Annotated in this window: 24 protein-coding genes, 1 tRNA gene and 1 pseudogene; 11 read left to right on the top strand and 15 right to left on the bottom strand. The window is 70.2% G+C overall.

Going from position 1 to position 26037, the window contains the following annotated elements:
* Nucleotides 1-128: 128 nt before the first annotated feature.
* Genes hemW through lepA form a run of 3 tightly spaced genes read right to left on the bottom strand, consistent with a single transcriptional unit; the run spans nt 129 to nt 3860 of the window.
* Nucleotides 129-1346: a radical SAM family heme chaperone HemW gene (hemW, locus tag ASE56_RS14645; protein ID WP_056231232.1), complete on the bottom strand. Its 1218-nt coding sequence runs from the start codon at nt 1344-1346 to the stop codon at nt 129-131.
* Entirely contained in the window at nt 1346-1990 is a 645-nt protein-coding gene (locus ASE56_RS14640) for a DUF1990 family protein (protein WP_056231228.1), read from the bottom strand. Before ASE56_RS14640 ends, hemW begins: the two co-directional genes overlap by 1 nt.
* A 25-nt stretch (nt 1991-2015) precedes the next feature.
* On the bottom strand, nt 2016-3860 hold the full coding sequence (gene lepA / locus ASE56_RS14635; protein WP_056231225.1) for a translation elongation factor 4: 1845 nt from the start codon (nt 3858-3860) through the stop codon (nt 2016-2018).
* Between the two features lie 87 nt (nt 3861-3947).
* Between lepA and ASE56_RS14630 the strand changes: the two genes are divergently transcribed.
* Together ASE56_RS14630 and rpsT are read left to right on the top strand one after the other, a co-directional pair.
* Nucleotides 3948-4670 (top strand): alpha/beta fold hydrolase, encoded by a 723-nt coding sequence (locus ASE56_RS14630; RefSeq protein ID WP_056231222.1) that lies wholly within the window; start codon nt 3948-3950, stop codon nt 4668-4670.
* Between the two features lie 118 nt (nt 4671-4788).
* A complete protein-coding gene (gene rpsT / locus ASE56_RS14625) occupies nt 4789-5049 on the top strand; it encodes a 30S ribosomal protein S20 (protein ID WP_056231218.1) in 261 nt (86 codons plus the stop codon).
* A 128-nt stretch (nt 5050-5177) separates the two neighbouring features.
* Here the strand turns inward: rpsT and ASE56_RS17785 are convergent.
* The 4 genes and pseudogenes from ASE56_RS17785 to ASE56_RS14610 form a co-directional block, all read right to left on the bottom strand.
* A pseudogene (locus ASE56_RS17785) lies at nt 5178-5292 on the bottom strand (DNA polymerase III subunit delta); the annotation flags it as partial.
* 1 nt (nt 5293) lies between these two features.
* A partial coding sequence (gene holA, locus ASE56_RS18075; RefSeq protein WP_369111674.1) for a DNA polymerase III subunit delta occupies nt 5294-6147 on the bottom strand: 854 nt, incomplete at its 3' end.
* Between the two features lie 66 nt (nt 6148-6213).
* Nucleotides 6214-8478: a ComEC/Rec2 family competence protein gene (locus tag ASE56_RS14615; RefSeq protein WP_082450828.1), complete on the bottom strand. Its 2265-nt coding sequence runs from the start codon at nt 8476-8478 to the stop codon at nt 6214-6216.
* Between the two features lie 83 nt (nt 8479-8561).
* Nucleotides 8562-9293 carry a ComEA family DNA-binding protein gene (locus ASE56_RS14610; protein ID WP_326493365.1) on the bottom strand — a complete coding sequence of 244 codons (732 nt, stop codon included), beginning with the start codon at nt 9291-9293 and terminating at the stop codon, nt 8562-8564.
* Nucleotides 9294-9401: 108 nt separating this feature from the next.
* Between ASE56_RS14610 and ASE56_RS14605 the strand changes: the two genes are divergently transcribed.
* Complete coding sequence (locus ASE56_RS14605; RefSeq protein ID WP_056231212.1) at nt 9402-9899, top strand: DUF2087 domain-containing protein; 498 nt, start codon at nt 9402-9404, stop codon at nt 9897-9899.
* A gap of 145 nt (nt 9900-10044) precedes the next feature.
* On the opposite strand, the gene leuS is transcribed toward ASE56_RS14605, so the two are convergent.
* Both leuS and ASE56_RS14595 read right to left on the bottom strand, forming a co-directional pair.
* The gene (gene leuS / locus ASE56_RS14600; protein ID WP_143017866.1) at nt 10045-12618 is read right to left on the bottom strand and encodes a leucine--tRNA ligase; all 2574 of its coding nucleotides are present in this window, start codon (nt 12616-12618) and stop codon (nt 10045-10047) included.
* A gap of 66 nt (nt 12619-12684) precedes the next feature.
* Complete coding sequence (locus tag ASE56_RS14595; RefSeq protein WP_056231205.1) at nt 12685-13923, bottom strand: anthranilate synthase component I family protein; 1239 nt, start codon at nt 13921-13923, stop codon at nt 12685-12687.
* Nucleotides 13924-13965: 42 nt separating this feature from the next.
* Between ASE56_RS14595 and ASE56_RS14590 the strand changes: the two genes are divergently transcribed.
* The 5 genes from ASE56_RS14590 to ASE56_RS14570 all read left to right on the top strand — a co-directional run bounded on the left by ASE56_RS14590 (nt 13966) and on the right by ASE56_RS14570 (nt 17579).
* Entirely contained in the window at nt 13966-14646 is a 681-nt protein-coding gene (locus ASE56_RS14590) for a DedA family protein (protein ID WP_056231200.1), read from the top strand.
* Between the two features lie 5 nt (nt 14647-14651).
* On the top strand, nt 14652-15683 hold the full coding sequence (locus ASE56_RS14585) for an App1 family protein (RefSeq protein ID WP_056231197.1): 1032 nt from the start codon (nt 14652-14654) through the stop codon (nt 15681-15683).
* A gap of 164 nt (nt 15684-15847) precedes the next feature.
* A complete protein-coding gene (locus ASE56_RS14580; RefSeq protein ID WP_056231192.1) occupies nt 15848-16558 on the top strand; it encodes an SOS response-associated peptidase in 711 nt (236 codons plus the stop codon).
* Between the two features lie 23 nt (nt 16559-16581).
* Nucleotides 16582-17463: a 3-methyladenine DNA glycosylase gene (locus ASE56_RS14575; protein WP_156371767.1), complete on the top strand. Its 882-nt coding sequence runs from the start codon at nt 16582-16584 to the stop codon at nt 17461-17463.
* 40 nt (nt 17464-17503) lie between these two features.
* A tRNA-Ala gene (locus ASE56_RS14570) sits at nt 17504-17579 on the top strand.
* A 270-nt stretch (nt 17580-17849) separates the two neighbouring features.
* Here ASE56_RS14570 and ASE56_RS14565 read toward each other — a convergent pair.
* Nucleotides 17850-19214, bottom strand: a complete 1365-nt coding sequence (locus ASE56_RS14565) for an MFS transporter (protein ID WP_056231185.1) — start codon at nt 19212-19214, stop codon at nt 17850-17852.
* A gap of 181 nt (nt 19215-19395) precedes the next feature.
* On the opposite strand from ASE56_RS14565, the gene ASE56_RS14560 reads away from it, so the two are divergent.
* From ASE56_RS14560 to ASE56_RS14550, 3 genes are read left to right on the top strand one after another with little or no spacing between them, the layout of a single operon-like run.
* Nucleotides 19396-20052, top strand: coding sequence for a response regulator transcription factor (locus tag ASE56_RS14560; RefSeq protein ID WP_056231182.1), 657 nt, complete (start codon nt 19396-19398; stop codon nt 20050-20052).
* On the top strand, nt 20049-21437 hold the full coding sequence (locus tag ASE56_RS14555) for a HAMP domain-containing sensor histidine kinase (protein WP_056231178.1): 1389 nt from the start codon (nt 20049-20051) through the stop codon (nt 21435-21437). Before ASE56_RS14560 ends, ASE56_RS14555 begins: the two co-directional genes overlap by 4 nt.
* Entirely contained in the window at nt 21434-22366 is a 933-nt protein-coding gene (locus tag ASE56_RS14550; RefSeq protein ID WP_162234522.1) for a TAXI family TRAP transporter solute-binding subunit, read from the top strand. The genes ASE56_RS14555 and ASE56_RS14550 overlap by 4 nt, the downstream gene beginning before the upstream one ends.
* A gap of 7 nt (nt 22367-22373) precedes the next feature.
* Here ASE56_RS14550 and ASE56_RS14545 read toward each other — a convergent pair whose 3' ends face one another.
* From ASE56_RS14545 to ASE56_RS14525, 5 genes are all read right to left on the bottom strand, one after another.
* Entirely contained in the window at nt 22374-23621 is a 1248-nt protein-coding gene (locus ASE56_RS14545) for an LCP family protein (protein WP_056231171.1), read from the bottom strand.
* 91 nt (nt 23622-23712) lie between these two features.
* Entirely contained in the window at nt 23713-24093 is a 381-nt protein-coding gene (gene rsfS, locus ASE56_RS14540) for a ribosome silencing factor (RefSeq protein WP_056231168.1), read from the bottom strand.
* Nucleotides 24090-25181 (bottom strand): hypothetical protein, encoded by a 1092-nt coding sequence (locus ASE56_RS14535; protein ID WP_056231166.1) that lies wholly within the window; start codon nt 25179-25181, stop codon nt 24090-24092. Before ASE56_RS14535 ends, rsfS begins: the two co-directional genes overlap by 4 nt.
* Entirely contained in the window at nt 25178-25774 is a 597-nt protein-coding gene (nadD, locus tag ASE56_RS14530) for a nicotinate-nucleotide adenylyltransferase (RefSeq protein ID WP_056231161.1), read from the bottom strand. Before nadD ends, ASE56_RS14535 begins: the two co-directional genes overlap by 4 nt.
* Before the next feature lie 10 nt (nt 25775-25784).
* On the bottom strand, nt 25785-26009 hold the full coding sequence (locus tag ASE56_RS14525; protein ID WP_056231158.1) for a hypothetical protein: 225 nt from the start codon (nt 26007-26009) through the stop codon (nt 25785-25787).
* Between the last annotated feature and the right edge of the window lie 28 nt (nt 26010-26037).

Genomic DNA, 26037 nt, shown 5'->3' with positions numbered 1-26037 from the left:
ATCGCCTCGGCACGGTGCCGGGCGGCTCGCGGAGTCGCCCTGCGGCGCGTCGTTCAACGCCCGAGAGCCCCTCATCGAGGTCGGCACGCGAGCACCGGAACGAACTCGTCCGCCGGCCGCGTCGCCGGTCAGACCGTGAGCGCCCGGACCACGGCATCCGCCAGGAGTCGTCCCCGGAGCGTCAGCACGATGCGCCCGTGAACGGCATCCCGGCCCTCGATCAGACCGTCGGCGATGAGGGATGCCACGGCCTTCCGCCCTTCGCCGAGGATCTCGGACACGGCCAGACCCTCGCGGATGCGGCTGCGCAGCAGCACCGACTCCAGCCGGCGCGCGGTCTCGTCGGGCCGCTCGCGCGCGGCCGCGGGCGATTCGACCGCGGCCAGACGTTGGGCGTACGCGGCGGGGTGCTTCACGTTCCACCAGCGGAGCCCCGCGACGTGGCTGTGCGCGCCCGGCCCGAAGCCCCACCAGTCGGTCCCCCGCCAGTAGGCGAGGTTGTGACGCGAGCGGTGCGCGACGTCGCGCGACCAATTCGACACCTCGTACCAGTCGTATCCGGCGGCGGCGAGCAGGTCGTCGGCCAGCTCGTACATGTCGGCTTGCAGGTCGTCGTCGGGCATCGCCACGACCCCGGAGCGGATTTGGCGTGCGAGCTTCGTGCCGTCTTCGACGATCAGGGCGTACGCCGAGATGTGGTCGGGTTCGAGGGCCACAGCGGCCTCGAGGGAGGCACGCCAATCGTCGAGCGATTCTCCCGGCGCGCCGTAGATGAGGTCGACCGAGACGTCGAGACCCGCGCGGCGGGCCGCGGCGACGGCCGTGGCGACGTTCGCGGGATCGTGGGTGCGGTCGAGGGCGGCGAGCACGTGCGGCCGGGCCGACTGCATGCCGATCGACAGGCGGGTGACACCGGCTTCGGCGAGCGTGCGGGCGACCGTGTCGTCGACGGTGTCGGGGTTGGCCTCGACGGTGACCTCGGCCCCGTCGGCGATTCCGAACTCCGAGCGGACCGCGTCGAGCATGCGCGCCAGGTCCCCCGGCGGCAGCAGGGTGGGCGTGCCTCCGCCGAAGAAGACGGTGGATGCCGCGCGGCGGCCACCCGCGGCATCCATCACTCCACCCGCCAGACGCACCTCGGCGGCCAGCGTGTCGGCGAAGTCGTCTTGGCGGGCGCCGCGCAACTCGCTGGCGGTGTAGGTGTTGAAGTCGCAGTAGCCGCACCGCACGCGGCAGAACGGCACGTGCAGGTAGACACCGAAATCGGCGGTCGGGTCGATCTCGAGGTCGGCGGGCAGGTGTCCGTCGGCGGGGGCCGGGTCTCCGAGCGGGAGCGGACCGCCCATCAGGACGAGTACAGCGGCGAGATCGCGCGCAGGTAGCGGGCGAACAGCGCCTTGCGCCGACGGCGCACGCGGCTCGAGAACAGGCGGTACGACGGGGCCGTCGGGCGGTCGAAGGCGCGCACGACGAACCACACCTCGTCGTTGTCACGCCACTCCACCGCGAACAGCTCTTCGCCGCTGACGATCGAGTGTCCGACGGTGCCGAGGATGAAGCCCACGCGACGGGGCTCTTCGAAGACCGAGATCACGCGCAGCTCGGCGTCGGCGCGGTGGCCGTCGACCTTGCCGTGCAGGCGCACGCCGGTGCCGGGGCTCACGAACGGTGTTCCGTCGGCGGCGAAGCGCTGCTCGGCCTCGAGGCTGCTGGGCGCGACGGGAGCACCGTCGGCGTCGAAGCCGACGCCCGAGTAGCCCTCACCCGACGCCGGGCGCACGTCGCTGATGCTCAGTTCGCCGGTGCGCAGGGGCGCCCACGACAGCAGGAGCTCTCCGGCCGCGGCGAAACGCTCCTCGCCGCTGCCGATGCGCCAGGAGTCTTCTGCCGGCAGCGAGTTGTCGGGCGGGTACTGCATCAGATCGTGCGCCTGAGTGGCTCCGACAGCCGCGTAGTCGACCGTGTCATCGGTGAAGTTCTGCCTGCGCATGGTTCACCCCTCTCGGTGTGGTGCGTTACTTCTTGGTCTCGACGTCTCCCGACAGGGCGGCGATGAACGCCTCCTGCGGAACCTCGACACGGCCCACCATCTTCATGCGCTTCTTGCCCTCTTTCTGCTTTTCGAGGAGCTTGCGCTTTCGGGTGATGTCACCGCCGTAGCACTTGGCGAGGACGTCCTTGCGGATGGCGCGGATCGTCTCGCGCGCGATGATGCGCGCACCGATCGCGGCCTGGATGGGAACCTCGAACTGCTGGCGCGGGATGAGCTTGCGCAGGCGCTCGGCCATGAGCGTGCCGTAGGCGTACGCCTTCTCGCGGTGCACGATCGAGCTGAACGCGTCGACCTTGTCGCCCTGCAGCAGGATGTCGACCTTGACCAGATCGGCGGTCTGCTGACCCGCGGGCTCGTAGTCGAGGCTCGCGTAGCCCTGCGTGCGGCTCTTGAGGTGGTCGAAGAAGTCGAACACGATCTCGCCGAGGGGCATGTGGTAGCGCAGCTCGACACGGTCTTCGCTGAGGTACTCCATGCCGAGCAGCGTGCCGCGGCGCGTCTGGCAGAGCTCCATGACCGTGCCGACGTAGTCCTTGGGCAGCAGGATGCCGACCTTGACGATCGGCTCCGACACCGAGGCGACGCGGCCGTCGGGGTACTCGCTCGGGTTGGTGACGGACACCGTCTCGCCGGTGTCGGTCGTGACCTCGTACGTCACGGACGGAGCGGTGGTGATGAGGTCGAGACCGAACTCGCGCGAGAGGCGCTCGGTGATGATCTCGAGGTGCAGAAGGCCGAGGAAGCCGCAACGGAAGCCGAAGCCGAGGGCGACCGAGGTCTCGGGCTCGTACTGCAGCGAGGCGTCGGAGAGCTTGAGCTTGTCGAGAGCCTCGCGCAGCTCGGCGTAGTCGCTGCCGTCGATCGGGTAGATGCCCGAGAAGACCATGGGCTTCGGGTCGGTGTAGCCCGGCAGCGCGTCGGTCGCGGGCTTGCGGTGCGTGGTGATCGTGTCGCCGACCTTCGACTGGCGCACGTCTTTCACGCCGGTGATGAGGTAGCCGACCTCGCCCACGCCGAGACCCTTGGTGGGGACGGGCTCGGGGCTCGAGACGCCGATCTCGAGGGCCTCGTGCGTCGCGCCCGTCGACATCATCTGCAGGCGCTCGCGCGGCTGCAGGGCACCGTCGATCATGCGGACGTAGGTGACCACGCCGCGGTAGGCGTCGTACACGGAGTCGAAGATCATCGCGCGGGCCGGAGCGTCGGCCCTGCCGACGGGGGCGGGGATCTTCTCGACGATCAGGTCGAGCAGCTCTTCGACGCCCATGCCGGTCTTGCCGCTGACGCGCAGCACGTCGGCGGGGTCGCCGCCGATGAGACCGGCGAGCTCGGCCGCGTACTTGTCGGGGTCGGCGGCGGGAAGGTCGATCTTGTTCAGCACCGGGATGATCGTCAGATCGTTCTCGAGCGCGAGGTAGAGGTTGGCGAGGGTCTGCGCCTCGATGCCCTGAGCCGCGTCGACGAGCAGGATCGCTCCCTCGCACGCCGCCAGCGATCGGCTGACCTCGTACGTGAAGTCGACGTGACCGGGCGTGTCGATCATGTTCAGGGCGAACGTGCCGTCACCGGTGCCCCACGGCATCCGCACCGCCTGCGACTTGATCGTGATACCGCGCTCGCGCTCGATGTCCATGCGGTCGAGGTACTGCGCCCGCATATCGCGGTCGCTGACGACGCCGGTGATCTGCAGCATGCGGTCGGCCAACGTCGACTTGCCGTGGTCGATGTGAGCGATGATGCAGAAGTTGCGGATCTGCTCCGGCGGAGTGGCAGACGGCTCGAGGGGCTTCAGGGCGCGCGGTGACATGTTCCGTCGATTCTACGGTGGTGCGCCGACATCGCCGTCCCCGGAGGCTCGGCACCACGGCATCCGGAGGCTTTTACAGTGGATGCCATGGCGGTCCAGGTCGTGCTCGTGCACGGCATCCGCACGTCCGCCACGATGTGGCGGGCGCAGGTCGCGCATCTGCGACAGCGAGGCACCCCGGTCACCGCGGTCGACCTGCCGGGGCACGGAACGCGCCGCGACGAGGCCTTCACGCTCGACGGGGCGTTCGTGACGATCGATGACGCGGTACAGGATGCCGCGACCCGCGGTCCCGTGCTGCTGGTGGGGCACTCCATGGGCGGGCTGTTGTCGATCGAGTACGTCGGCGCCGCGCCTCGTCCCCCGGTCGCCGGGTTCGTCGCGGCATCGTGCACGTCCCTGCCCCGCGGCATCGGGCTGGCGGCCTACCGCTTCTTCACGCGGCGTTTCGATAGCCTCCCCGATCGCGGTCTGGGACTCACGAACCGCGTGCTCGACCGCACCCTCCCTCCCGAGACGCGCCCCGACTTCGGCGCCGGCGGCTACGCCTTCGACGCGCAGGACACGGCCCTGTCGTCTCTCGCGGAGCTCGACATCGTGGCATCCCTTCGCCGGATCGACGTGCCCCTGTGGTTCGTGAACGGGCAGTGGGATCAGCTCCGCACGAACGAGCGGATGTTCCTCGCCGTCGCCCCGCACGCGGAGCTCATCGTGGTTCCGCACACGACGCATCTCGTCACGGCGATGCGTCCGCGTGTTTTCAACGCGCTGCTGGAGGTGGCGCTCACCACGATCGAGGCATCGACCTGATAGACTCGGTCCTTGGCTTGCGTGTGGGGTTTTTCCCGACCTCCACGATCGTCGGTGCAGCGCCCCTCTACCGCTCGCCCGGCACATCCCATACTCACTCAAACGAAAGACCGTCGACGTGGCGAACATCAAGTCGCAGATCAAGCGCAACAAGACCAACGAGAAGGCGCGCGAGCGCAACAAGGCCGTCAAGAGCGAGCTCCGCACGCACGTGCGTCGCACCAAGGAGGCCGTCGTGGCCGGTGACAAGGAAGCGGCCCTCAAGGCGCTCGCCACCGCGACCAAGAAGCTCGACAAGGCCGTGAGCAAGGGTGTCATCCACCAGAACCAGGCCGCGAACCGCAAGTCGGCCATCGCGAAGTCGGTCGCCGCTCTCTGAGCCGCAGCTCTTCTCGACAGCCCGTCCCGCATCGCGGGGCGGGCTTCGTCGTTCTCGGAGTGGGGTGACCTCTGCGCACGGTCCGCGTGCGGAGCCGGCGCGGCAGGCGAAGCCTCTTCGGTTGCCGCTCAGCCCCCGTAGGGCGCGCGGGTGGCGATGATGGTGATCATGCGCTCGAGGGCGAACACGGGGTCTCTCGACGCGCCCTTGACCTCGGCGTCGGCTCGAGCCGTGGCATGGATCNGTGTTGCCGGTCCAGCCGACGAGGTCGCGGCGGGCGCGGTCGACCTGCCAGTCCTTCATGCCCAGGCGCTGAGCGAGCATCGACGACGACTCGCGGGTGCCCGCCACGCGCGCCATGGTGCGGAGCTTCATGGCGACCGCGGCGACGAGAGGCACGGGATCGGCCCCGGATGCCAGCGCGTGTCGCAACGCGAGCAGGGCGGGGCCGTACTGCCCGGCGATGGCGGTGTCGGCCACGGTGAAGGCAGAGGTCTCGACGCGCCCCCCGTAGTAGCGCTCGACGATCCGCTCGTCGATGTCGCCGGGGACGTCGGAGATGAGCTGCTGGCATGCCGCGGCCAGCTCGGTGAGGTCGTCGGCGAAGGCCGAGACCAGCGACCTGAGGGCGACGGGGGCAATGCGCTTCTGCGCGGCCTTGAACTCGCCGACCGCGAAATCGAATCGGTCGGAGTCGCGTTTGACCGCGGGGCAGGCGATTTCGATGCCGCTGCCCTGACCCGCGCGGATGCCGTCGAGCAGCTTCTTACCGCGAACGCTCGCTCCGGTGTGGCGCAGGACGACCGTCGCGCCGTCCTGCGGGTGGGCGAGGTACGACACCGCCTCGGTGAGGAAGGTGTCGCTGCATTTCTCGACGCCGCTGACGCGGACGAGTCGGGGCTCGCCGAACAACGATGGCGACGTGACGCTGAGCAAGGTGCCGGCGGCGTAGTCGTCGGCCCGGATGTCGGTGACCTCGAGGCTCGGGTCCTCGCTCTTGAGCATCGATCGGATGCCTGCGATCGCGCGCTCGGCGCAGACCTCTTCGGGGCCCGAGACCAGAACGATCGGCGCGGGCTGAGGGGAACGCCACGACACCTGCGGAATGGCCGACTTCGCCTTGGCGGGGGCGGAGCGTCGGGGAGCCGGAGTCACTCCTCCAGCCTACCGACCGGCTCCGACATCGCCGGTCGGGTCGCGAGCCCCTTCCCCCGTCCCCGCGCGCTCGCGCCACAGGGTGAGTCTCCCCTCTTCGTCGAGCCAGACCGCCAGCGCACCGTCCCGATCGGTGCGCGCCGCAGTGCTTCCCAGAGCCGCCAGGATGTCGAGGAGCGTCGCGGTCGGATGCCCGTAGTCGTTGTCTGCACCGACCCCGATGAGCCCGACCGCCGGGTGCAGCGCCCGGTACAACGCGGCATCCTGGTCGGCACTGCCGTGGTGGGAGACCTTCACGACCTGCACACGCGGAACATCGATCCGCCGTCGGAGGGCGGACTGCGCCTGCTCGCCGAGGTCGCCGAGTAGCACCGTGCGAGGAAAGCTCGCGCCGGCGACGTCGAGGGCGACGGAGGCGTCGTTTCCGGCCTCGGCGTTCGGGGCGGGACCGAGCGCCTGCCACCGCGTGCCGCCGAGTGTGCCCGTCATGCCGATCGTCGCCTTCTGCAGGTGCGCTCCGGCGTCCGAGAACCGGTCTAGGAGTCGTCGGTCGGCCGCCTCGTCGGGCGGCCCGTGCACCACAAGATCGACCCGCCCCATCACCGCCGCGGACCCGCCGACGTGGTCGAGGTCGAAGTGCGTCAGGACGACGAGGGCGAGATGGTCCACCCCGAACGTCTGCAGGCATCGGGTCAGTGCCTCGGGTTCGGGTCCCGTGTCGACCAGCGCCACGGCGTCTCCGGACCGCCAGAGCGTCGCGTCGCCCTGACCGACATCGCACATGGCCACCTGCCACGCCGCGGGCACGGTGAGGGGCCCCGCGACGGTGCGGACCGTCGTCTGCCCCAGGACGAGGCCGACGACCACGGCGACGGCGGCGGACGAGATCGCGGTGATCCGGGGCAACCGGCGCGGTCTGACGACGGCGACGCTGACCGCCGCGCCGACGCCGGCGAGCAACGCCGCCCCGACGAGACCGTCGGGCCACGGCAGATTCTGGGCCGACACCGCCGTGGTCGTGTGCGCGACGGCCGCGATCCACGCGGCCGGCACCCAGGCGAGGGCCGTCAGACCGTCCCTCAGCCAGGGAAACGGGGCGATGCAGGCGAGGGCTCCCGCGATCGTGGCGGGCGCCGCAGCGGGGTCGGCGACGAGGTTGGCCGCGACACCGAGAAGGGGAACGTGCGGGTCGATGAGGACGATCAGCGGGCCGCAGACGAGCTGGGCCGACGTGGGCACCGCGAGGGCGAGGGCGAGGGCGCGCGGCATCCATCGCTCCAATCCGCCGGCCAGGGGGCGCGCGAGCACGAGGAGGGCCCCGGTCGCTGCGGCCGAGAGGGCGAAGCCGAGCGAGCGGGAGAGCCACGGGTCCACCATCAGCAGAATCGTCACCGCGAGGGACAGGACGGCCACGCCGATCGCCGGTCGCCCGAGTGCGAGCGCGAGCATCGCCACCGCCGCCATCGCGGCCGCGCGGATGACGCTCGGCTCGGGGGTCACCAGCGCGACGAACGCCGCCAGCACCAGCATCGCCCCCATCACCCTCCCGCCGCGGGACGCACCGCACAGCGCCAGCAGGGCGAACGCCGCACCCACGACGATCGCGCAGTTCGCCCCCGACACGGCCGTGAGATGCGACAGCGACGAGGCGTTCATCGCGGCCTCTGTGTCGGGGTCGAGGCTCGTCGTGTCACCCACGGCGAGCCCCGGCACCAGACCCGCTCCCGGCTGGGGCAGGCCGCGGGTCGAGGCGACGAGGCCGTCGCGCAGTCCCTCGAAGAACGCCCACACGCCCGCCGGGGTCGAAGCCGACTCGACGGAACTCGTCCGGACGACGAGGGCGGCGCGCTCCCCCGGGTCGGAGGGGACGGCTCGCCCCCTCAGCCGCACCTCGCTGCCCATGCTCGCCGCTTCCAGCGCCGACCGTCCCTCGGCATCGACGAGGATCCGCGCGGGGACCCTCCCCGTGACGGCGAGAGCGCCCGCGCGCACCCGCGTGGCGACGGCGTCGAACCACGCGCCGCCGTCAGGAGAGCCGTCGATGCGCCCGGTGACGGTGACCTCCAGCTCGAGGTGGCGCCCTCCGTCGGCCTCGAGGGCGGCGATCTGCGCCCGTGTCGATCCCGCCGTCGCCACGGTCCCCGCCGCCGCGGCCGAGCAGGCGAGCGCGACCGCGACGATCGCGAGCACCGCCGACCGCCGCCACGCGAGCGCGGTGGTCGCGCACGCAGCGAGGGCGAGGACCACCGCGAGCGGGGTGGGATCCGAAATCATCGTGCTCGCACCCGCGGTCGCCCAGGTCGCCGCGGCGACCGAGACCGCCCGAAGGGATCGGCGGCGCGCGCCGGGACGCCCCCTCACACGCGCACCAGGTCTCGGATGCCCGCGAGCATCTTCTCCCCGATCCCCGGCACCGAAAGCAGATCGTCCACGCTCGTGAAACGACCGTTCGCTTCGCGCCACGCGAGGATGCGGTCGGCCATCGCCGGCCCGATGCGCGGGAGCTCGTCGAGCTGCTCGCGCGTCGCGGTGTTCAGGTCGAGCGCGCCACCCGTGCTGCCGCCGCCGCCCGAGGCGGGTGAAGCAGCCTCTGCCCCGACCACCGGGACGACGATCTGTTCACCGTCGGCCACGGGCCTGGCGAGGTTGACCCCGTCGCGTTGCGCGTCGTCGGCGAAGCCTCCCGCCCGGGCGATCGCGTCGGCGACCCTGTCACCGGCATCGAGTCGGTACAGCCCGGGCTCGCGCACCGCTCCCGCGACGTGGACGTACAGTCCCGCCTCTGCGGGCAGGGCAGCGGAAGACGTCGAGGGGGATGCCGTTTCGTCGACGATCTCGGCACCGGTGGCGCCCCGCAGCATGCCGATGCCGATCGTCACGGCGAAGGCGAGCAGCACCAGGACGATGACCGCGCCGATGCCGAGGCGCGCTCGCGGGGGAAGAGCGCTCGGGAGTGGATTCGCAGCGTCGCGCTCCTCCGGTTCCGTGCCACCCGCGTTCGACGGGGAACGGGACTGCTTCATCGACGCTCCCCGCATCACCGTGCGCTGCGACTCCTCGCGATGGGAGGAAGAGGACGGTTCGGTCACGCCACGACGCTAGGCACCGAGGCTGCCGTCGCGCGGGGCGAGATCGCTCTTTCGTGGACAACCGGAAGGATCCCCGCGCTGTGCAGAACCCGCATCTACCCTGGAGCGATGTCTACGAACACGTGGCGCGCCGTAATCTCAGCCCTCGCCGACGATCGCGCACGCGACGTGTACGCGCGGATCGTGCTCGCCCAGCCGGTCGGTGAAGCCCTCGACGCCCTGTCACCCGGAAAGCGTCGACGCGTCCTCGACACGCTGCTCTCGGCAGGGCTCATCTCCCCTGACGGCGCAGGATGGCGAACCGAGCCCGAGGTATTCCGCGACGCCCTCCGCTCCGCACCGGCCGCGCCCCGCGCGGCGGGCGTCGACCGCTTCTTCGTCGACGGCCGCCTCACGGTCTACCCCTCTCGAGCCGCCGACCGCGACGCCGTGCTCCTCCACATCGTCGGGCGAATGACCGAGCCGGGCGAGATCCTCACCGAACGGGCGGTCAACGACCGGTTGGCGGCGATCGTCGACGACGTCGCGGCGATGCGCCGGTATCTGGTCGACGCCGGGCTCCTCGAGCGCTCCCGCGACGGTGGCGCCTACTCTCGCGCCCGCTGACCGCTCCGCGCGCACTCACCTCGCAACGTTTCGGCGAGGCGCACGTCTCTTCGAGCGCCGCGCCTCCACACGGTCAGAAGACGCCGTATGCCACGCCCCCGCACTCCGCAGAGCGCCGGTGGCGTGGCATCCGGGATCAGAGAACCTACTTCGTCGAGAAGCTGACCACCTTCGGCGGGCGCACGACCGCGCGCACGATCTCGCGGTCGCCGAGCGCGCGCAGCACCTTCTCGTCGGCGCGGGCCATGGCCTCGAGTTCGTCGGCGCCGATCTTGGCCGAGACCTCGAGCGTGCCGCGCACCTTGCCATCGATCTGAACAACCGCGGTGACGGTGTCCTCGACGAGCAGCGTGGGGTCGGCCTGGCGCCAGGTCGCGAGCCCGACGAATCCGTCGTAGCCGAGCGTCGCCCACATCTCCTCGGCGGTGTGCGGGGCGAACAGGTCGAGGGTCATCGCGATGACCTCGGCGGCCTCGCGCACGGCGGGGTCGCTCGCACCGGGCTTGCCGTCGATGGCCTTGCGGGTGGCGTTGACCAGCTCCATCAGGCGCGCGACGACGACGTTGAACTTCGTCTGCTCGACGAGGTTCGCGGCATCGGCCAGCAGGCGGTGCGTCACTCGGCGCAGCGACGCGTCGCCCTCGGCCCAGACCACATCGGTCTCGCTGTCGACGTCGTGAGCGATGCGCAGGGCGCGGGCGAGGAACTTCGCCGCACCGGTGGTCGAGACGTCGTTCCAGTCCTTGTCGTCCTCCACCGGACCCGCGAAGGCCAGGGCCACGCGCAGGGCGTCGGCGCCGTGGGCGTCGAGCTCCTCCTGGAACAGCACCAGGTTGCCCTTGCTCTTCGACATCTTCGTGCCGTCGAGGATGACCATGCCCTGGTTGATGAGGCTCGAGAACGGCTCGGTGAACTCCACCAGACCCATGTCGAACAGCGCCTTGGTGATGAAGCGCGCGTACAGAAGGTGCAGGATCGCGTGCTCGACGCCGCCGATGTAGAAGTCGACGGGGCCCCACTTGTTCGCCTCGCGGGCCGAGAACGCCTCGGTCTCACTGTTCGGCGAGAGGAAGCGGAGGTAGTACCACGAGCTGTCGACGAACGTGTCCATCGTGTCGGGGTCGCGCAGCAGCGTCTGGCCCGTCTCGGGGTCGGTCACCTGCACCCAGTCGGTGGCCGCGCCGAGGGGCGAGGTTCCCTTGGGCTTCAGGTCGAGCCCCTCGACCGAGGGCAGCGTCACCGGCAGCTGGTCGGCGGGAACGGGCGTGATCGAGCCGTCCTCGCCGTGCAGCATCGGAATGGGCGTCCCCCAGTAGCGCTGACGCGAGATGAGCCAGTCGCGCAGGCGGTACGTCTTGGCGGCGCGGCCGACGCCCTTGGCCTCGAGCTCCTCGATCATGCGGGCGATCGCGTGACGCTTCGAGAGCCCGTTGAGCGAGCCCGAGTTCATCATGCGACCGTCTCCGGTGAGCGCGATGCCGGTCTTGACGGGATCCAGGTCGTCGATGTCGCCGAGCGGGTCGATCGGCACGCCCTCGTCGTCGAGCTCGATCACCGGGATCGCGCCGGTGATCGGCGCGGTCGTGTCGACGACCACCTTGACGGGCAGGTCGAAGGCGCGGGCGAAGTCGAGGTCGCGCTGGTCGTGCGCGGGCACGGCCATGACCGCGCCGTGACCGTAGTCGGCGAGCACGTAGTCGGCGGCCCAGATGGGCAGCTTCTCGCCGTTGACCGGGTTGATCGCGTAGTGGCCCAGGAACACGCCGGTCTTCGGGCGGTCGGTCGCCTGGCGCTCGATGTCGGTCGCGCGCTGCACCTGAGCGAGGTAGGCCTCGAAGCTCTCGCGCAGACCCTGATCAGCGGATGCCGCGAGCTCGGCGGCCAGGTCGGACTCGGGGGCCACGACGAAGAACGTCGCGCCGTGCAGGGTGTCGGGGCGCGTGGAGAAGACCGTGATCTTCTCGTCGCGACCTTCGATCTCGAACGCGATGTCGGCGCCGACGGAACGGCCGATCCAGTTTCGCTGCATCTGGATGACCTTGCTCGGCCAGAAGCCTTCGAGCTGGTTGAGGTCGTCGAGCAGGCGGTCGGCGTAGTCGGTGATGCGCAGGAACCACTGCGTCAGCTTCTTCTTGACGACGACGGCGCCGCTGCGCTCGCTCGTGCCGTCGGGCAGCACCTGCTCGTTGGCGAGCACGGTCTGGTCCACCGGGTCCCAGTTGACCAGGGCGTCCTTGCGGTAGGCGAGGCCCTTCTCGTACAGCTTCTGGAACAGCCACTGGTTCCAGCGGTAGTACTCGGGGTCGCTCGTGTGCAGGACGCGGCTCCAGTCGAACGAGACGCCGTAGTCCTTCAGGCTCGCCTTCTGCTGGGCGATGTTCGCGTAGGTCCACTCGACGGGGTCGGCGCCGCGCTTGATGGCGGCGTTCTCGGCGGGCAGGCCGAACGAGTCCCACCCGATGGGGTTGAGCACGTTGTACCCGCGGTGGCGCCAGAAGCGCGCCACGATGTCGGAGTAGAGGTAGTTCTCGGCGTGACCCATGTGCAGGTCGCCCGAGGGGTACGGGAACATCGCGAGCACGTACTTGCGAGGGCGCGTGTCGTCGTCGCCACCGGCGCGGAACGGGTCTTTCTCGGCCCAAGCCTGCTGCCACTTCGCCTGGATGGCGTGGGTGTCGAAGCCCCCCTCGCGGGGGTCTGGTGCGGAGTTCTGAGACACGGATGAAGCCAATCGTGAAGGTCGGGAGGCCGCGGGGGCCAACCTCCAGGCTATCGGACGCGCAGGTCACCACCCGGGCGGGACCTCGGCTCCCAGGGCCGCCAACGGAGCCCGGGCCTTGATCCCCACTTCGGCGACTTCGGATGCCGCGACCGAGCGCCACGTGATGCCGCCTCCGGCCCCGACCCAGGCGGCATCCTGCTCCACGACGACGCTCCGGATGACCATCGCGAGATCCGCCGCCCCGTCGTCGCCGATCCAGCCGAAGGCTCCCGAATAGATCCCCCGTTCCTCCCCTTCGAGCCCGGCGAGGATGTGCATCGCGGACTGCTTGGGCGCGCCCGTCATGCTCCCGGCGGGGAACGCGGCATCGAGCAGCCCGCCGATCGTGGTGCCCGGCACGAGCCGCCCCGACACCTCGCTCACCAGTTGGTGCACGGTGGGATACGTCTCGACCTCGAGCAGCCGGTCGACCCCGACCGTCGAGGGGTCGCACACCCGGGAGAGGTCGTTGCGCATGAGGTCGACGATCATGACGTTCTCGGCCTGCTCCTTGGGGTCCGCTCGCAGGTGCTCGGCGAGCGCCCGGTCGCGGTCCGGGTCGGTCGAGCGAGGACGCGTGCCCTTGATGGGGTGGGTGTGCACGCGACCGTCGCGCACCTCGAGGAAGCGCTCGGGAGACGAGCTGACCAGGGTGGTGCCGCCGATGCGGATGAGACCCGCGTGGTGCGAGGCCGAGGCCTGCCGCAGCCGGCGGAACACGGCGACCGCGTCGTGCCGCCCGGGCACGGTGAAGCGGGTGGTGAGGCACAGTTGGTACGCGTCGCCCTCGCGGATCCGCTCGCGACAGGCGCCGATGAGGTCGGCGTACCGCTCGGGCTCCACTCGGCCGGATGCCATGCCCCGGGGCTCCGCCGCGCCCACGGTCACCGGGGGCGGTGCGCCCGCGACCCGCGCGGCGAGGTCGGCGTCGCCGAAAACGTGGACGCGGCGGCGGGCGTGGTCGAATGCGACGAGGGCCGCGACGCGCAGCCAGGCGTCCCGTCCTTCGTACGAGCGCCAGCCGACCCAGCCGCCACGGAACGGGCCGCTGTCATCCGTGGGTCCGCCGGCGGGTGCGGCATCCCTCTGCAGGGGTGCTGACGCGTCGTCGAGGCGACCCGAGCCCATCCAGCTCCACCCCGTCGGCGCCTCGCGTCCGGCGTCCAGCCAGAACGCGTCCCCGCCCGTCGCGAACACGTGCAGGAAAGCCGCCTCGGGGTCGACCCACCGCGGCAGGGTGAACGGAGGGGCGGAGTGGGGCACGCTCTCAGGCTAGAGCGGGGATCCGGCCCTAGGCTGACGGAGGTGAACGAGATCCTCACCTGGTTGCTCGACGTCGTCCAGAACGTCGACCCCGTGCTGCGCACGATCATCGCCGGGATCGCGGTCATGCTCGAGACCAGCGTGCTCGTGGGGCTGGTCGTCCCGGGCGACACGATGGTCATCGTGGCCGGCACCGCCGTCGCCTCCCCGGTCGAAGGGGTCGTGCTGGCCGCGGCGATCGTGGTGGGCGCGCTGCTCGGTGAGAGCCTCGGGTTCTGGCTCGGTCGCTACTTCGGTCCGCGTATCCGCGCCTCGCGCCTCGGGCAGAAGCTCGGCGAACGCAACTGGGAGCGGGCCGACCGGTACCTCCGTCGTCGCGGCGGACCCGCGATCTTCCTGTCGCGCTTCCTCCCCGTGCTGCACTCGCTCGTTCCTCTCACGGTCGGAATGAGCGGCTACAGCTATCGCCGCTTCCTCGCCTGGACCACCCCCGCGTGCGCCGTGTGGGCGAGCCTGTACGTCACGGTCGCAGCATCCGCTGCGGGGACGTACCGCGAGCTGTCCGACCGCATCCACGGTGCGGGGTACATCTTCGTCGGCATCCTCGTCGCCTTCATCGTTCTGGTCTTCGTCGGCAAGAAGATCATCGAGCGGCTCGAACGTCGCCATCTCGCGGACGAGACCGCTCCTCTCGAACCGGTGGACGGTGACGTGAAAGACTGAGGGCGATGCCTCGTTCCCCTCGCGCCAAAGTGCTCTGGTTCGCCCGACTCGAGCGCCGTTTCCACCGCTGGCGCGAACGTCGAGCGCGCGCCCGCGGACTGCGTCCCGCCGTCACGGGTTTCCCGGGGTACGGGACCGAGGAATGGGTCCGCGTGCTGGGCCGCGTGCTCATCGCCCCGCCGATCAAGCGCACGTCGACGGGTGAGTTCGCGAGCTTGCGCGGGTGGCGAAGCTTCGCGGCCGTGCCGGTCGGCTTCGGACAGGTCGACGTCACGATCGACGGCGTCACACATCGTGTGGTCGCCGACCGCGGTGGAGTGATCGACGCCAAGCTCCCCGCGACGCTCAGCCCCGGCTGGCAGAGCATCACGATGTCGGTCGAAGGCAGCGAGCCGGCCGAGACGCGCGTGTTCATCGTGGGGTCCGACGTGCGCTTCGGCGTGGTGAGCGACATCGACGACACCGTCATGGTGACGCTGCTCCCACGCCCCCTGCTCGCCGCGTGGAACTCCTTCGTCGTCGACGAGCACGCGCGACAGCCCGTCCCCGGGATGGCGGTCATGCTCGAGCGCCTCACGCGCGAACACCCGGGAACACCCGTGGTCTACCTGTCGACCGGTGCCTGGAACGTCGCGCCCACGCTCACCCGCTTCATGCGCCGCCACCTCTTCCCCGCCGGGTCGTTCCTGCTCACCGACTGGGGGCCGACCCACGACCGGTGGTTCCGCAGCGGCCGAGAGCACAAGGAGCAGAACCTCCGACGCCTGGCCGCAGAGTTCCCCGACGTGAAGTGGCTCCTGGTCGGCGACGACGGCCAGCACGACGACGCGATCTACACCGGCTTCGCGATCGAGCACCCCGAGAACGTCGCGGCCGTCGCGATCCGGCGACTGCTCCCCGCCGAAGCGGTGCTCGCGGGTGGGCGGACGGTCGTCGACGACCACTCCGCCGCCGAAGTGCCCTGGGTGACGGCCTCGGACGGCGCGGGTCTCCTCGAGCGGCTGCGCAGCACGGGCGTCATATCCAACGAGGCCTGATCCCGGATGCCGCGGCCTCGGTGCGTCCGGCGTAACGTCAGCGATTCGCGCAAAGTCAGCGGCATCCCGCGCCTCACGGCTGAGGATGCGCGGAACGCTGAGGATGTGCGCGGAGGCCATCGAGCGCGAGGCCCGATGTCGGAGGTGGCGCGTACGGTGGAAGCATGTGCGGTCGTTTCGTCGTAGCCAATGTGGCCTCCGAGCTCGTGGGGGTGCTGCGCGTCGACGTCGAGGCCGACGAGCTGCCCCGGCCTTCGTACAACATCGCCCCGACGTCGCAGGTCGGCATCGTGCTCGACTCGATCAAGAGCGAGCCCCCGGTCCGCCGGCTCGAGGTCGCGCGCTGGGGGCTCATCCCGGGGTGGGCGAAAGACGTCAAGATCGGCGCACGGGCCTTCAACGCGCGGTCCGAAGAGGTCGAAGACAAGCCCATGTTCCGTAACGCCCTCATCAAGCGACGCGCCGTGATCCCGGCATCCGGCTACTACGAGTGGAAGACCACCGACGAGGGCAAGACGCCCCACTACATCCACCCCGCCGACGGTTCGCCGCTCTTCTTCGCGGCGCTCTACGAGTGGTGGAAGAACCCCGCCCTCGCCGACGACGACCCCGCCCGCTGGGTGCTGAGCTGCACGATCCTCACGCGCGATGCGATCGGACGACTGGGGTCCATCCACGATCGCATGCCGCTGTTCATGGATCCCGACTTCGCCGACGCCTGGCTCGACCCCACGACCGAGAACGTCGGAGACGTCCTCGACGCGGCCATCGACGCCGCGCCCGACATGGCCGAGACGCTCGACGACCACGTGGTCTCGGCGGCGGTGGGCAACGTCCGCAACGACTCCCCCGACCTCATCGAGCCGGTCGAGTGACCCTGGTCGCGACCCGAACCGTCCTGACGCGCGCGGAGTGGACGGACGCCGCCGAACAGCACGCGCATCGCGCTGACGCGCTCACCGCCGATCACCGCGCCCGCGCGAGCCGCGCGCAGAAGCATCCCGTCGAAGACTTCCTCTTCACGTACTACTCGTACAAGCCCGCCATCCTGCGGCGGTGGCACCCGGGTCCCGGGGTCGTGCTCGAAGGGGCCGACGAACGCGCCGCGTGGAGGTGGTATCGGGCCGAGCCCGAGGGCATGCGAGTGGATGCCGAACGCTTCCGTACCGAGAAGGGTTCGATGTACCGCGGCATCGTCAACTTGCTGCGCGCCACCCTCGATCGACCCGCGAAGTTCAGGTGCTTCGGTCTGCACGAGTGGGCGATGGCCTACCGCGCCGACGAGGTGCGGCACGCCGTGCCCCTGCGCCTCGGTCGCGGCGGCACCGACGCGGTGGTCGACGCCCACGACCTCACGTGCACGCACTTCGACGCGTTCCGCTTCTTCACGCCCGAGGCCGTCCCGCTCAACCGCACCTCCCTCAGTCGCGACGACCAGGTGGCGAGGGAGCAGCCGGGCTGTCTGCACGCGGGGATGGACGTCTACAAGTGGGCGGTGAAGCTCGGGCCCCTGGTCCCTGGGTCGGTGCTGCTCGACGCGTTCGAGCTCGCGCGCGACATCCGCACGCTCGACATGCAGGCCTCGCCCTACGATCTGATCGACTGGGGGTACGCGCCGGTGGCGATCGAGACCCCCGAGGGTAAAGCCGAGTACGTCGTGCGCCAACGCGCGTTGAGCGAGCGCGGGCAGGCCCTTCGACGGGCGGTCGTCGACGCCGCAACGGAAGCGGGCGACACGCCCGACGGCGCCGATTTCTTGCCTCCGCGATCTGTGTTGTAAGCTCATGGAGTTGCCTCAAACGGGGCGGAAAACAAAAAACGGGCCTGTGGCGCAGCTGGTAGCGCACCTGCATGGCATGCAGGGGGTCAGGGGTTCGAGTCCCCTCAGGTCCACCACGAGAGAAAGCCTCCGCTTCGGCGGGGGCTTTCGTCTTTTCCGGAGACGGCCTGTCCCGGTGGGCGGAGCTCACGGCATCCTTCCCCTCCGCACAACCTCGGCGATTCGCACACCCTCAGCACGAAGGCGCGGGATGCCTCCATCTTTGTGCGGATCGCTGAGGTTACGCGGCGCGCCGGGCACGCGGCATCCCGCGACAACCGCCTCACCGGCACGCGCACGGAGAAGGGCGCCTCCCCTCGACGGAGAAGGCGCCCCTCATGGAGGTGTCAGCGGGACGACACCGTCTCGCGGGACTTCGCCTCGTGCGTCTCGCGCATGACCAGCTCGTCGTCGAGCCAGTTGGGCGCCTTGTTGCGAAGGGCGAAGATGTAGACCGCGAGCGACGCCGCGATGATGACCGTGACGTACACGATGAACATCGGCACCTGCGATGTCGACTGCGCTCCGGCGTACAGCAGGGGCGCCGTGCCGCCGAAGAGCGAGTTGGCCAGCGCGTACCCGAGGCCGACGCCCAGGGCTCGCACGTGCGTTGGGAAGAGCTGCGCCTTCACGAGCGCGTTGATCGAGGTGTAGCCGGTTAGGATGACGAAGCCGCCGAGCAGGATCGCGAAGGCGGCGAACTCGTTGGTCTGCTGCGGGAGCATCGTGATGAGGAACCACGTGTAGAGCACGCCGCCGACGCCGAAGAAGACGAGCAGGGACTTGCGACCGACCTTGTCGGACAGCCAGCCGCCCAGCGGCTGCATGAGCATGAGGGCCGTCAGCGCGATGAGGTTGATCACGGTACCGGTGACGACATCGCCGCCCGAGAACGCGGTCTTGACGATGTTCGGCCCCGTGACCGAGTACGTGTAGAAAGCGACGGTGCCGCCGGCCGTGACCGCGAAGCACAGCAGGAGCGGGCGCCAGTTGTTGACGAGCAGATCGCGCATCGAGCCCGAGTCCTTCGCGCGGCCCGCCTTGTTGTCGTCGAGCACGTGCTTCTCGAGGGATTCGTCCATCGTGCGGCGCATCCAGAACACGGCCACGGCGGCGACACCGCCGATCGCGAAGGCGACGCGCCAGCCCCACGCGGTGATGGCCTCGTCATCGAGGGTGAGCACCATGATCAGCAGCGTGGTCTGTGCGAGCACGTGACCGCCGACGAGGGTGACGTAGTGGAACGACGACAGGAAGCCGCGGCGACCGGGCATGGCGGCCTCGGACATGTAGGTCGCGCTCGTGCCGTACTCGCCTCCGGTCGCGAAGCCCTGAACGAGACGGGCGAAGACGAGGATGATGACGGCACCGACGCCGATCATCTCGGCCGTGGGGGCGAAAGCGATCACCAGCGAACAGAACGCCATGAGCGACACCGACACCGTCAACGACAGACGGCGACCGTACCGGTCGGCGAAGCGGCCGAAGAACCACGAACCGATCGGCCGCATGAGGAAGGTGACGGCGAAGATCGCCCACACGTAGATGGTGGAGTTCTTGTCGTCGGAACTGAAGAACTGCGACTCGAAGTACACCGCGAACACGGAGTAGACGTAGACGTCGTACCACTCCACGAGGTTGCCGGCCGAGCCTTTGAGCGTGTTCGAGATCGAACGCCGCAGACTCGTGGGGATCGTCGTCGTCGTTGACATGAGGAATCCGATCGGTCGAGGGACGTTGGTCGTCTCGTCACCGCTGGCGGAAGAGGCCTCCGGCAGCGGTGACGAGACGTATCGGCCATCGTGGCTGCCGCCGGCGCCGCCGGGCGAGATCCTTACAGTCGCCTTACATTCGTGGGCCGCGAGGCCGCGGAGCCTGTGCCTACGATGGAGCATGCACGTACTCGTCGCCGAGGACGACGGCTCCGTCGCCGCGGCCCTCGTCTCGGCCCTCGGCCGCGCCGGTCACACGTGCACCCGGGTGTCACGCGGCAGCGATGTGCTCCTCCGTCACCGAGACGCACAGGCGGTGCTCCTCGACCTCGGTCTCGAGGATCGCGATGGACTCGATGTGCTCCGCGACCTGCGCGAGGTCACCCAGATCCCGGTGATCGTCGTGACAGCGAGAGGCGACGAACGCTCGACGGTCCGCGCGCTGTCACTCGGCGCCGACGACTACCTGGTCAAGCCCGTGCGTCTGCACGAACTCCTCGCCCGACTGATCGCCGTCACACGCCGGTACAGCCCGCCCGAGGAGCCGATGCGCGTCGAGACCTCCCAGGTATCGATCGACGTCGACGCCCGCCGCGTCCGCGTCGCACACCGCGAGGTGTCGCTCACGCCCAACGAATTCGGCATCCTGCTGTCCCTCGCCCGTCGCGCGGGGACCGTGGTGAGTCGCCGGGTCATCCTCGACGAGGTGTGGGGCGACGCGTACGCGGCGTCGTCGCGATCGTTCGACGTGCACATGGGCCAGGTGCGGCAGAAGCTCCCCGAGGTCACGATCACGACGGTCCGCGGGTTCGGATACCGCCTCGAGGATGCCGGGTGAAGCTGCGCGTCCTGCTCCCGTTGCTGGTCTTCGGGCTCATCGCCGTGATCGCGGTGCTCATCCCCGTCGCCCAGTCGATCGCCGACTCGCGGACGCAGCAGGTCGCCCTGCAGCGCCAGGCGTCGCTCGATCAGGTCGTGCAGCGCGCCCGAACGGCTCTCGTGCAGGGCGGGACATCGAGCCTGCAGACCTACGTCGACCGGTTCCACGCGGTGTACGGCGAGGCCGTGCTCGTGCTCGACGAGAGCGGTGACGCGGTGGCCTCGGCCGGGGGCCTCTCGCCCGACGTCGATGTGCGCTCCATCGCCGGGGCGGCGTCGCGGGCCATCCCGCAGGTGTCTCTTCCGCGCGTCACCCCGTGGGCGCCGGACACCGCACTGGTCGCCGTCCCCGTCATCGCCGCGGGCGATCTGTCGACCGGTGTGGTGGTGATCGAGGTCGACCTCGCACGCGCGAAGGCCGATGTCGGTGCCGCGTGGGCGCTCGTGGCGGTCGTCGGCTTCCTCCTGCTCTCCGCGCTCATGGGGGCATCGTTGCTGTGGACGCGGTGGATCCTGCGGCCGGTGCGCGCCCTCGATTCGGCGGTCGCGGCGCTCACCGCCCACCGCGAGCCCGTTCCCCTTCGTCCGACCGGGCCGCCCGAGCTCCGCCGGCTCAGCCGGGCGTTCACGACCATGACCGACGAGGTCGAGAACACACTCGAGCAGCAGCGCGGCTTCGTGGCCGACGCGTCGCACCAGTTGCGCACTCCCCTGGCCGCCATCCGCTTGCGCGTGGACTCGATTCCCCGGGATCCGGATGCCGCTGACGACCTTGCCGCGGTCGACCACGACCTCGATCGGCTGGAGCACACCGTCGAACGCATGCTGACACTCGCGAACGCCGAGCACCGGGCCTCGGCCTCGCGGCAGGGGTACGACGCCGCGCGCGACGAGGGGGCGGAGCGCGAGTGCCGGGTGTCGGCATCCGAGCTCGGGGATCTGCACCGGTGGCGGCTCGACGAGGCGGGCGTGACGCTGGAGGACGCGGACGACACGGTCGTCGCGGTGCCGTGCGGCCGAGCGGACCTCGACGAGATGGTGCAGGTGCTGCTCGACAACGCCGCCAACTACGCCGGGCGAGGAGCCCGTGTGGGTCTGACCCTGGACGACGACGGTGAGGGCGTGACACTGCGCGTCGACGATTCGGGCGCGCATCTCGCCGACGCCGACCTCGAGAGCATGGGCACCCGGTTCTGGCGCGCGGGCGCCCACCGGTCGACACCGGGGACCGGCCTGGGCCTGGCGATCGTCGCCGAGCTGATGCGGGCGGCCGGCGGCACCCTGCACCTCGAGCGCTCGGCCAGGGGCGGCCTCGCCGCGCGACTCGAGTGGAGGCGGCGGTGACGGCTCTGACCCGACGCGCATTCTTCTCGGTCGTCGCGGGTGCCGGCGCCCTCTCGCTCGCCGCGTGCTCCACGCCCGCATCGACGCCCCTCGTCCTCGGCTGCGGCGAGCCGGGCGGCAGCTACCTCGAGTTCGGTCAACTGCTCGCGGCCGCGACCGCGTCGTCGACCGCGGTCTCGGTCTCGCCGCTGCAGAGCGAGGGCAGCATCGACAACCTCCGTCTTCTGCGGGAGCGCCGCGTGGACCTCGGGCTCTCGCTGGTGGATTCGGCAGCGGATGCCGCGGACGACATCGTCGCGATCGGACGCGTCTACCAGAACTACCTGCAGTGCATCGTGCGCGCGGACGCGGGGATCTCGCGGCTCGCCGACCTGGCGGGGCGCACGGTGTCGCTCGGCGCCCCGGGGTCGGGCGCTGCGGCGACGGCGAGACGGGTGCTCGACGCCTCCGGACTCGACCCGTCGAGCGGCGCGGGGCCCCGGACGGTGGAACGCACGTTCCGCGGTGCCGTCGACGATCTCGCCGCGGAACGGATCGACGCGTTCTTCTGGTCGGGCGGGGTGCCGACCCCGCAGATCGCCGCCCTCGCCGAGCAGGTCCCGGTCTCGGTGATCGACACGACCCCCGCTCTCGCGGCGCTCAGCGCGCGGTTCCCGGACGTGTACGCCGCCACGACGATCCCCTCCGGCGTCTACGGCGCCACCAGGGCCGTCCCCACGATCGGCGTCGCGAACCTCCTGCTCGCGCGCGCCGACCTCGCCGATTCGCTCGCTCGCGCCCTCGTCGACGCACTCATCGACGACGCCCCCGAGCTCGTTGCGCCCGATGCGCTCGGCATCCAATATCTGACGCCGGCGAGTCTCATCGACACGTCGCCGATCGCCCTGCACCCGGCCGCCGAGCTCCGGTACCGCGAGCGGTACGGCTGAGCACGCCTCAGTTCACGCAGGGCACCAACCCCGCGCGCATCGGCTGCTGCGAGTCGGTGTACACCGACGACGTCGGGGAAGGAGACGCCGCGGGAGCGCTCGTCGCGGGCGCATCGGTCGGGTCCGGGGTGGCATCCGTCCCGGAATCCGTCGTCGCCGCGGGAGCCGGGTGGAGCAGGGCACCGACCTGAGCCGCGATGGCCTTCTGGTCGACGATGTTCACGCTCTCGCCGTCGACCGTGCCGAAGCGCTCGACCGGGAGCGTCTGGAACGTCACGTCTCCCCCGGCGAGGCGCTGGGCCGTCGAGGCGAGGCTGAGCAGGTCGAAGCCCTTGTCAACGGCCACGTACTGCTTCGCGGTGTCGAGCAGGTCCTGCAGGCGCCCGAAGTCGGTGAAGGTCTGCGCGTCGCGCAGCTTCAACGCGAGCGACACCATGAACGCCTGCTGACGGCGCGTGCGGTCGAGGTCGGTGAGGAAGACGTCGTCGTACTTCGTGTCGCGACGCTGGCGGACGAACGCCATCGCCTGTGCAGCGTCGATCTGCTGCTCCCCCGCGACGAAGTCCGCTCCCGAGTAGGTGTCGGCGGTCGCGTGGTTGAGGCACACCGAGATCGGCTGGACGGCCTGTGCGACCCGGTAGAACGCCGCCATCGTCACCTCGACGAAGTGGTCGATCGGGACGCCGCCCGAGAATTGCGACACGGTCTGCATCTCTTCGGTGCGTGCGGCGTCGCGGGCCTGCTGATAGGCGTCGTCCTCCGCGACGCCCGCCGCGCGGAGCTCGTCGTTCTTCGCGGCGAAAGCCCGCCCGTACGCCTCTTTGATCTTGCCCTTCGTCGTCCCACCGGGAGCGCCCGCGTAGTCGACGTAGTCGTCGCGCGGGATCGACACGGCGACCGCTTGCCCGCCGCCCGCGGGGATGTGCACGTACATCAGCACGTTGGTGTTGTAGCCGCCCACCGATGCGTCCTCGGCGTGGATCGCGTCGTAGATCTCCTGGGGGTACGGCTTGCCGTCCTCGTCGACCCGACTGTCCAGGCCCATGATGAGGATGTTCTGCTCGCCCTCGTCTTGGGCGACTCCCGGAGCGGCGGTGGGCAGCTCGGCATCGGAATGATGGATGCCGTTGGCCGCGCCGGCGAGATTGAACGCGACGAAGGCCACGGCGCTCACGACGGCCGTGGTGACGACGGCGGCGACGATGAGCAGGAGCCGACGCCGGTTGCGGCGGACGCGGTGCGAGGTCGGTGACACCGACCCAGCATGCGCTGTCGCGTCTATGAATCCGGCGTACGAACGAGAACGCCCCCTGCCGCGGGGGCAGAGGGCGTCGACGGCAGGATCGTCAGTCGGTGGCGTTCGCCGGGGTCGGCAGCTCGATCGGGACGACCGGGCAGTCCTTCCAGAGCCGCTCGAGGCCGTAGTAGACACGCTCTTCCTCGTGGAAGACGTGGACGACAAGGTCGCCGAAGTCGAGCAGGACCCAGCGGGACTCCTGTCGGCCCTCGCGACGCACGCGCTTGTGGCCGTGCTCGAGGAGCTTCTCTTCGACCTCGTCGGCGATCGCGGCGACGTTGCGCTCGTTGCGACCGGTGACGAGGAGGAAGATGTCGACGAGCGGGAGGGGTTCGGACACGTCGAGCGCGACGATGTCGTCGCCGCCCTTCGCGTCGGCGGCGAGAGCGGCGATCTGCGCCATCTCGCGACCGTTGTCGGTGGCTGTCATCGGAAGACTCCTGTCGTGAAGGCGAGGCCGAGGGTGACGGCCACCGCCAGGAAGAGAGCACCGGTCGTGATGATGAGCCCGATGAGGAGCTTGCTCCCCTTCTCGGGCGCCGGCGGGCGGATGATCTCGCCGGGCTGCTTGACGGTGCTGATCGCGGCACTCGCCGCGATCGGGGTGGGGGACGAGGCGGGCGGAAGCTCGCCGTCGAGGAGCACGGCGTCGGCGTCGCGGCCGTCGGTGGTGCCGGGAGCGTGACCGACCGAGCCCAGACCCTCGGGCAGCTCGAACGTGCCCGTGATCATGACTTCACCGGTCGCCGTGACGGGACCGACCAGAGGAACGCCGGCGGGGGTCTGCGACAGGATCAGCGCGTTCGGGGTCGACACGGCGCCGCTCGCTGCGGCGTTGCGCGAGATGAGCTGATCGAAGGACGCGGGGAGCGAGACCTCGGGGTTTGCCCCGTCCAGCAGCTCGGAGCCGAGCGCGGGGTTGACGACCGAGGCGCCGGGTCCGGTCTCGTCCGACGAGATCGGGCTCTCGGCGGTGTCGGGGGCGGCGGGACGGAAGATGGCGGGCAGAGCGGACTCTTCTTCGGCCTGCGGTGCCGGAGCGGTGTTCTGGCGCGACATCGACGACTCGAGGTCGGAGCTGATGACGGGGACCGCGGCCGTGCGGATCTTCTCCTGCGCACGGACCTGTCGACGCGTGAGACCGGTGACACCGAAGTCGCCGTCGCCGAAGGACCCGTCGAACGCGTCGGGGCGCAGAGCGGGCGCGAAGGGTTCGTCGCGCTGCTCGACGGGCGCGGGCTCCTCGGACACGGCGGGCTCGTGCTCTGGCGTCGCGGGCTCGGCCTCGGCGTGGTCCGACGCGGCGTGCTCCTCGCCCGCGCTCTCGTCGGCGCCGCGCTCGGGCACGCGATCGACGATCGGCGCCTCGGCCGACTCGATCGGAGCGGCCGGGGTCTCGGCATCCGGAGTCTCGCCCTCGGGCTGCGGAACGATGATGGGCGTCGCGCCGGTCTGGCGGAGCTCGCGCAACTGACGGCGGGTCAGCGCGGGAGTCTCGGGGTTCTCGGGAGTGCTCATGCTGTGCTCCGGTAGAGGTGGTGCTTCGCGATGTACTGCACGACGCCGTCGGGCACGAGGTACCACACGGGGTGGCCTCGGCGCACACGGGCGCGGCAGTCTGTGGACGAGATCGACAGGGCGGGGATCTCCAACTGGCTCACGTTCTGGGATGGGAGCCCCTCGGTCGTGAGGACGTGACCCGGCCGGGACACCGCCACGAAGTGCGCCAGATCCCAGAGCTCCTGGTGGTTGCGCCAGCTGAGGATCTGCGCGACCGCGTCTGCGCCGGTGATGAAGAACAGCTCCGCACCGGGACGCTGCTCTTGCAGGTCGCGCAAGGTGTCGATCGTGTATGTGGGCCCCGCGCGATCGATGTCGACGCGGCTCACCGTGAACTGGGGATTGGATGCCGTGGCGATCACCGTCATGAGGTAGCGGTGCTCGCTCTCGGTGACGTCGTCCTTCTGCCACGGACGCCCCGTCGGCACGAAGACGACCTCATCGAGATCGAACGATTGGGCGACCTCGCTGGCGGCGACCAGGTGACCGTGATGGATGGGATCGAACGTCCCACCCATGACCCCGATGCGAGGGGCGCGCGTCACCGACATACGGTGGGCCTCAGTGGCCGTGCGCCTCGGGGGTGGGCGTCCCGTGCTTCTGGGTGTACGCCGCCGCCTTGTGCGCGTGACGGTTCGACACGTTGCGGTACGACAGCGTCACGAGGCTCAGGGCCACGAAGGTGAGGAACGCGACGGCGCCGTACCAGAAGGTCTGGGCCTGCACGTTGCCACCGTGGTGGGCGCCTTCTTCTGCGGCTTGGGCCAGAAGTGCGACGAAAGTCATCAGTGCTCCGATCAGAGGTCTGCGCGAG

It is taken from the genome of Microbacterium sp. Leaf203 (assembly GCF_001421275.1).
Taxonomy (GTDB): domain Bacteria; phylum Actinomycetota; class Actinomycetes; order Actinomycetales; family Microbacteriaceae; genus Microbacterium; species Microbacterium testaceum_A.
This window is presented reverse-complemented; position numbering and strand designations above follow the sequence as displayed.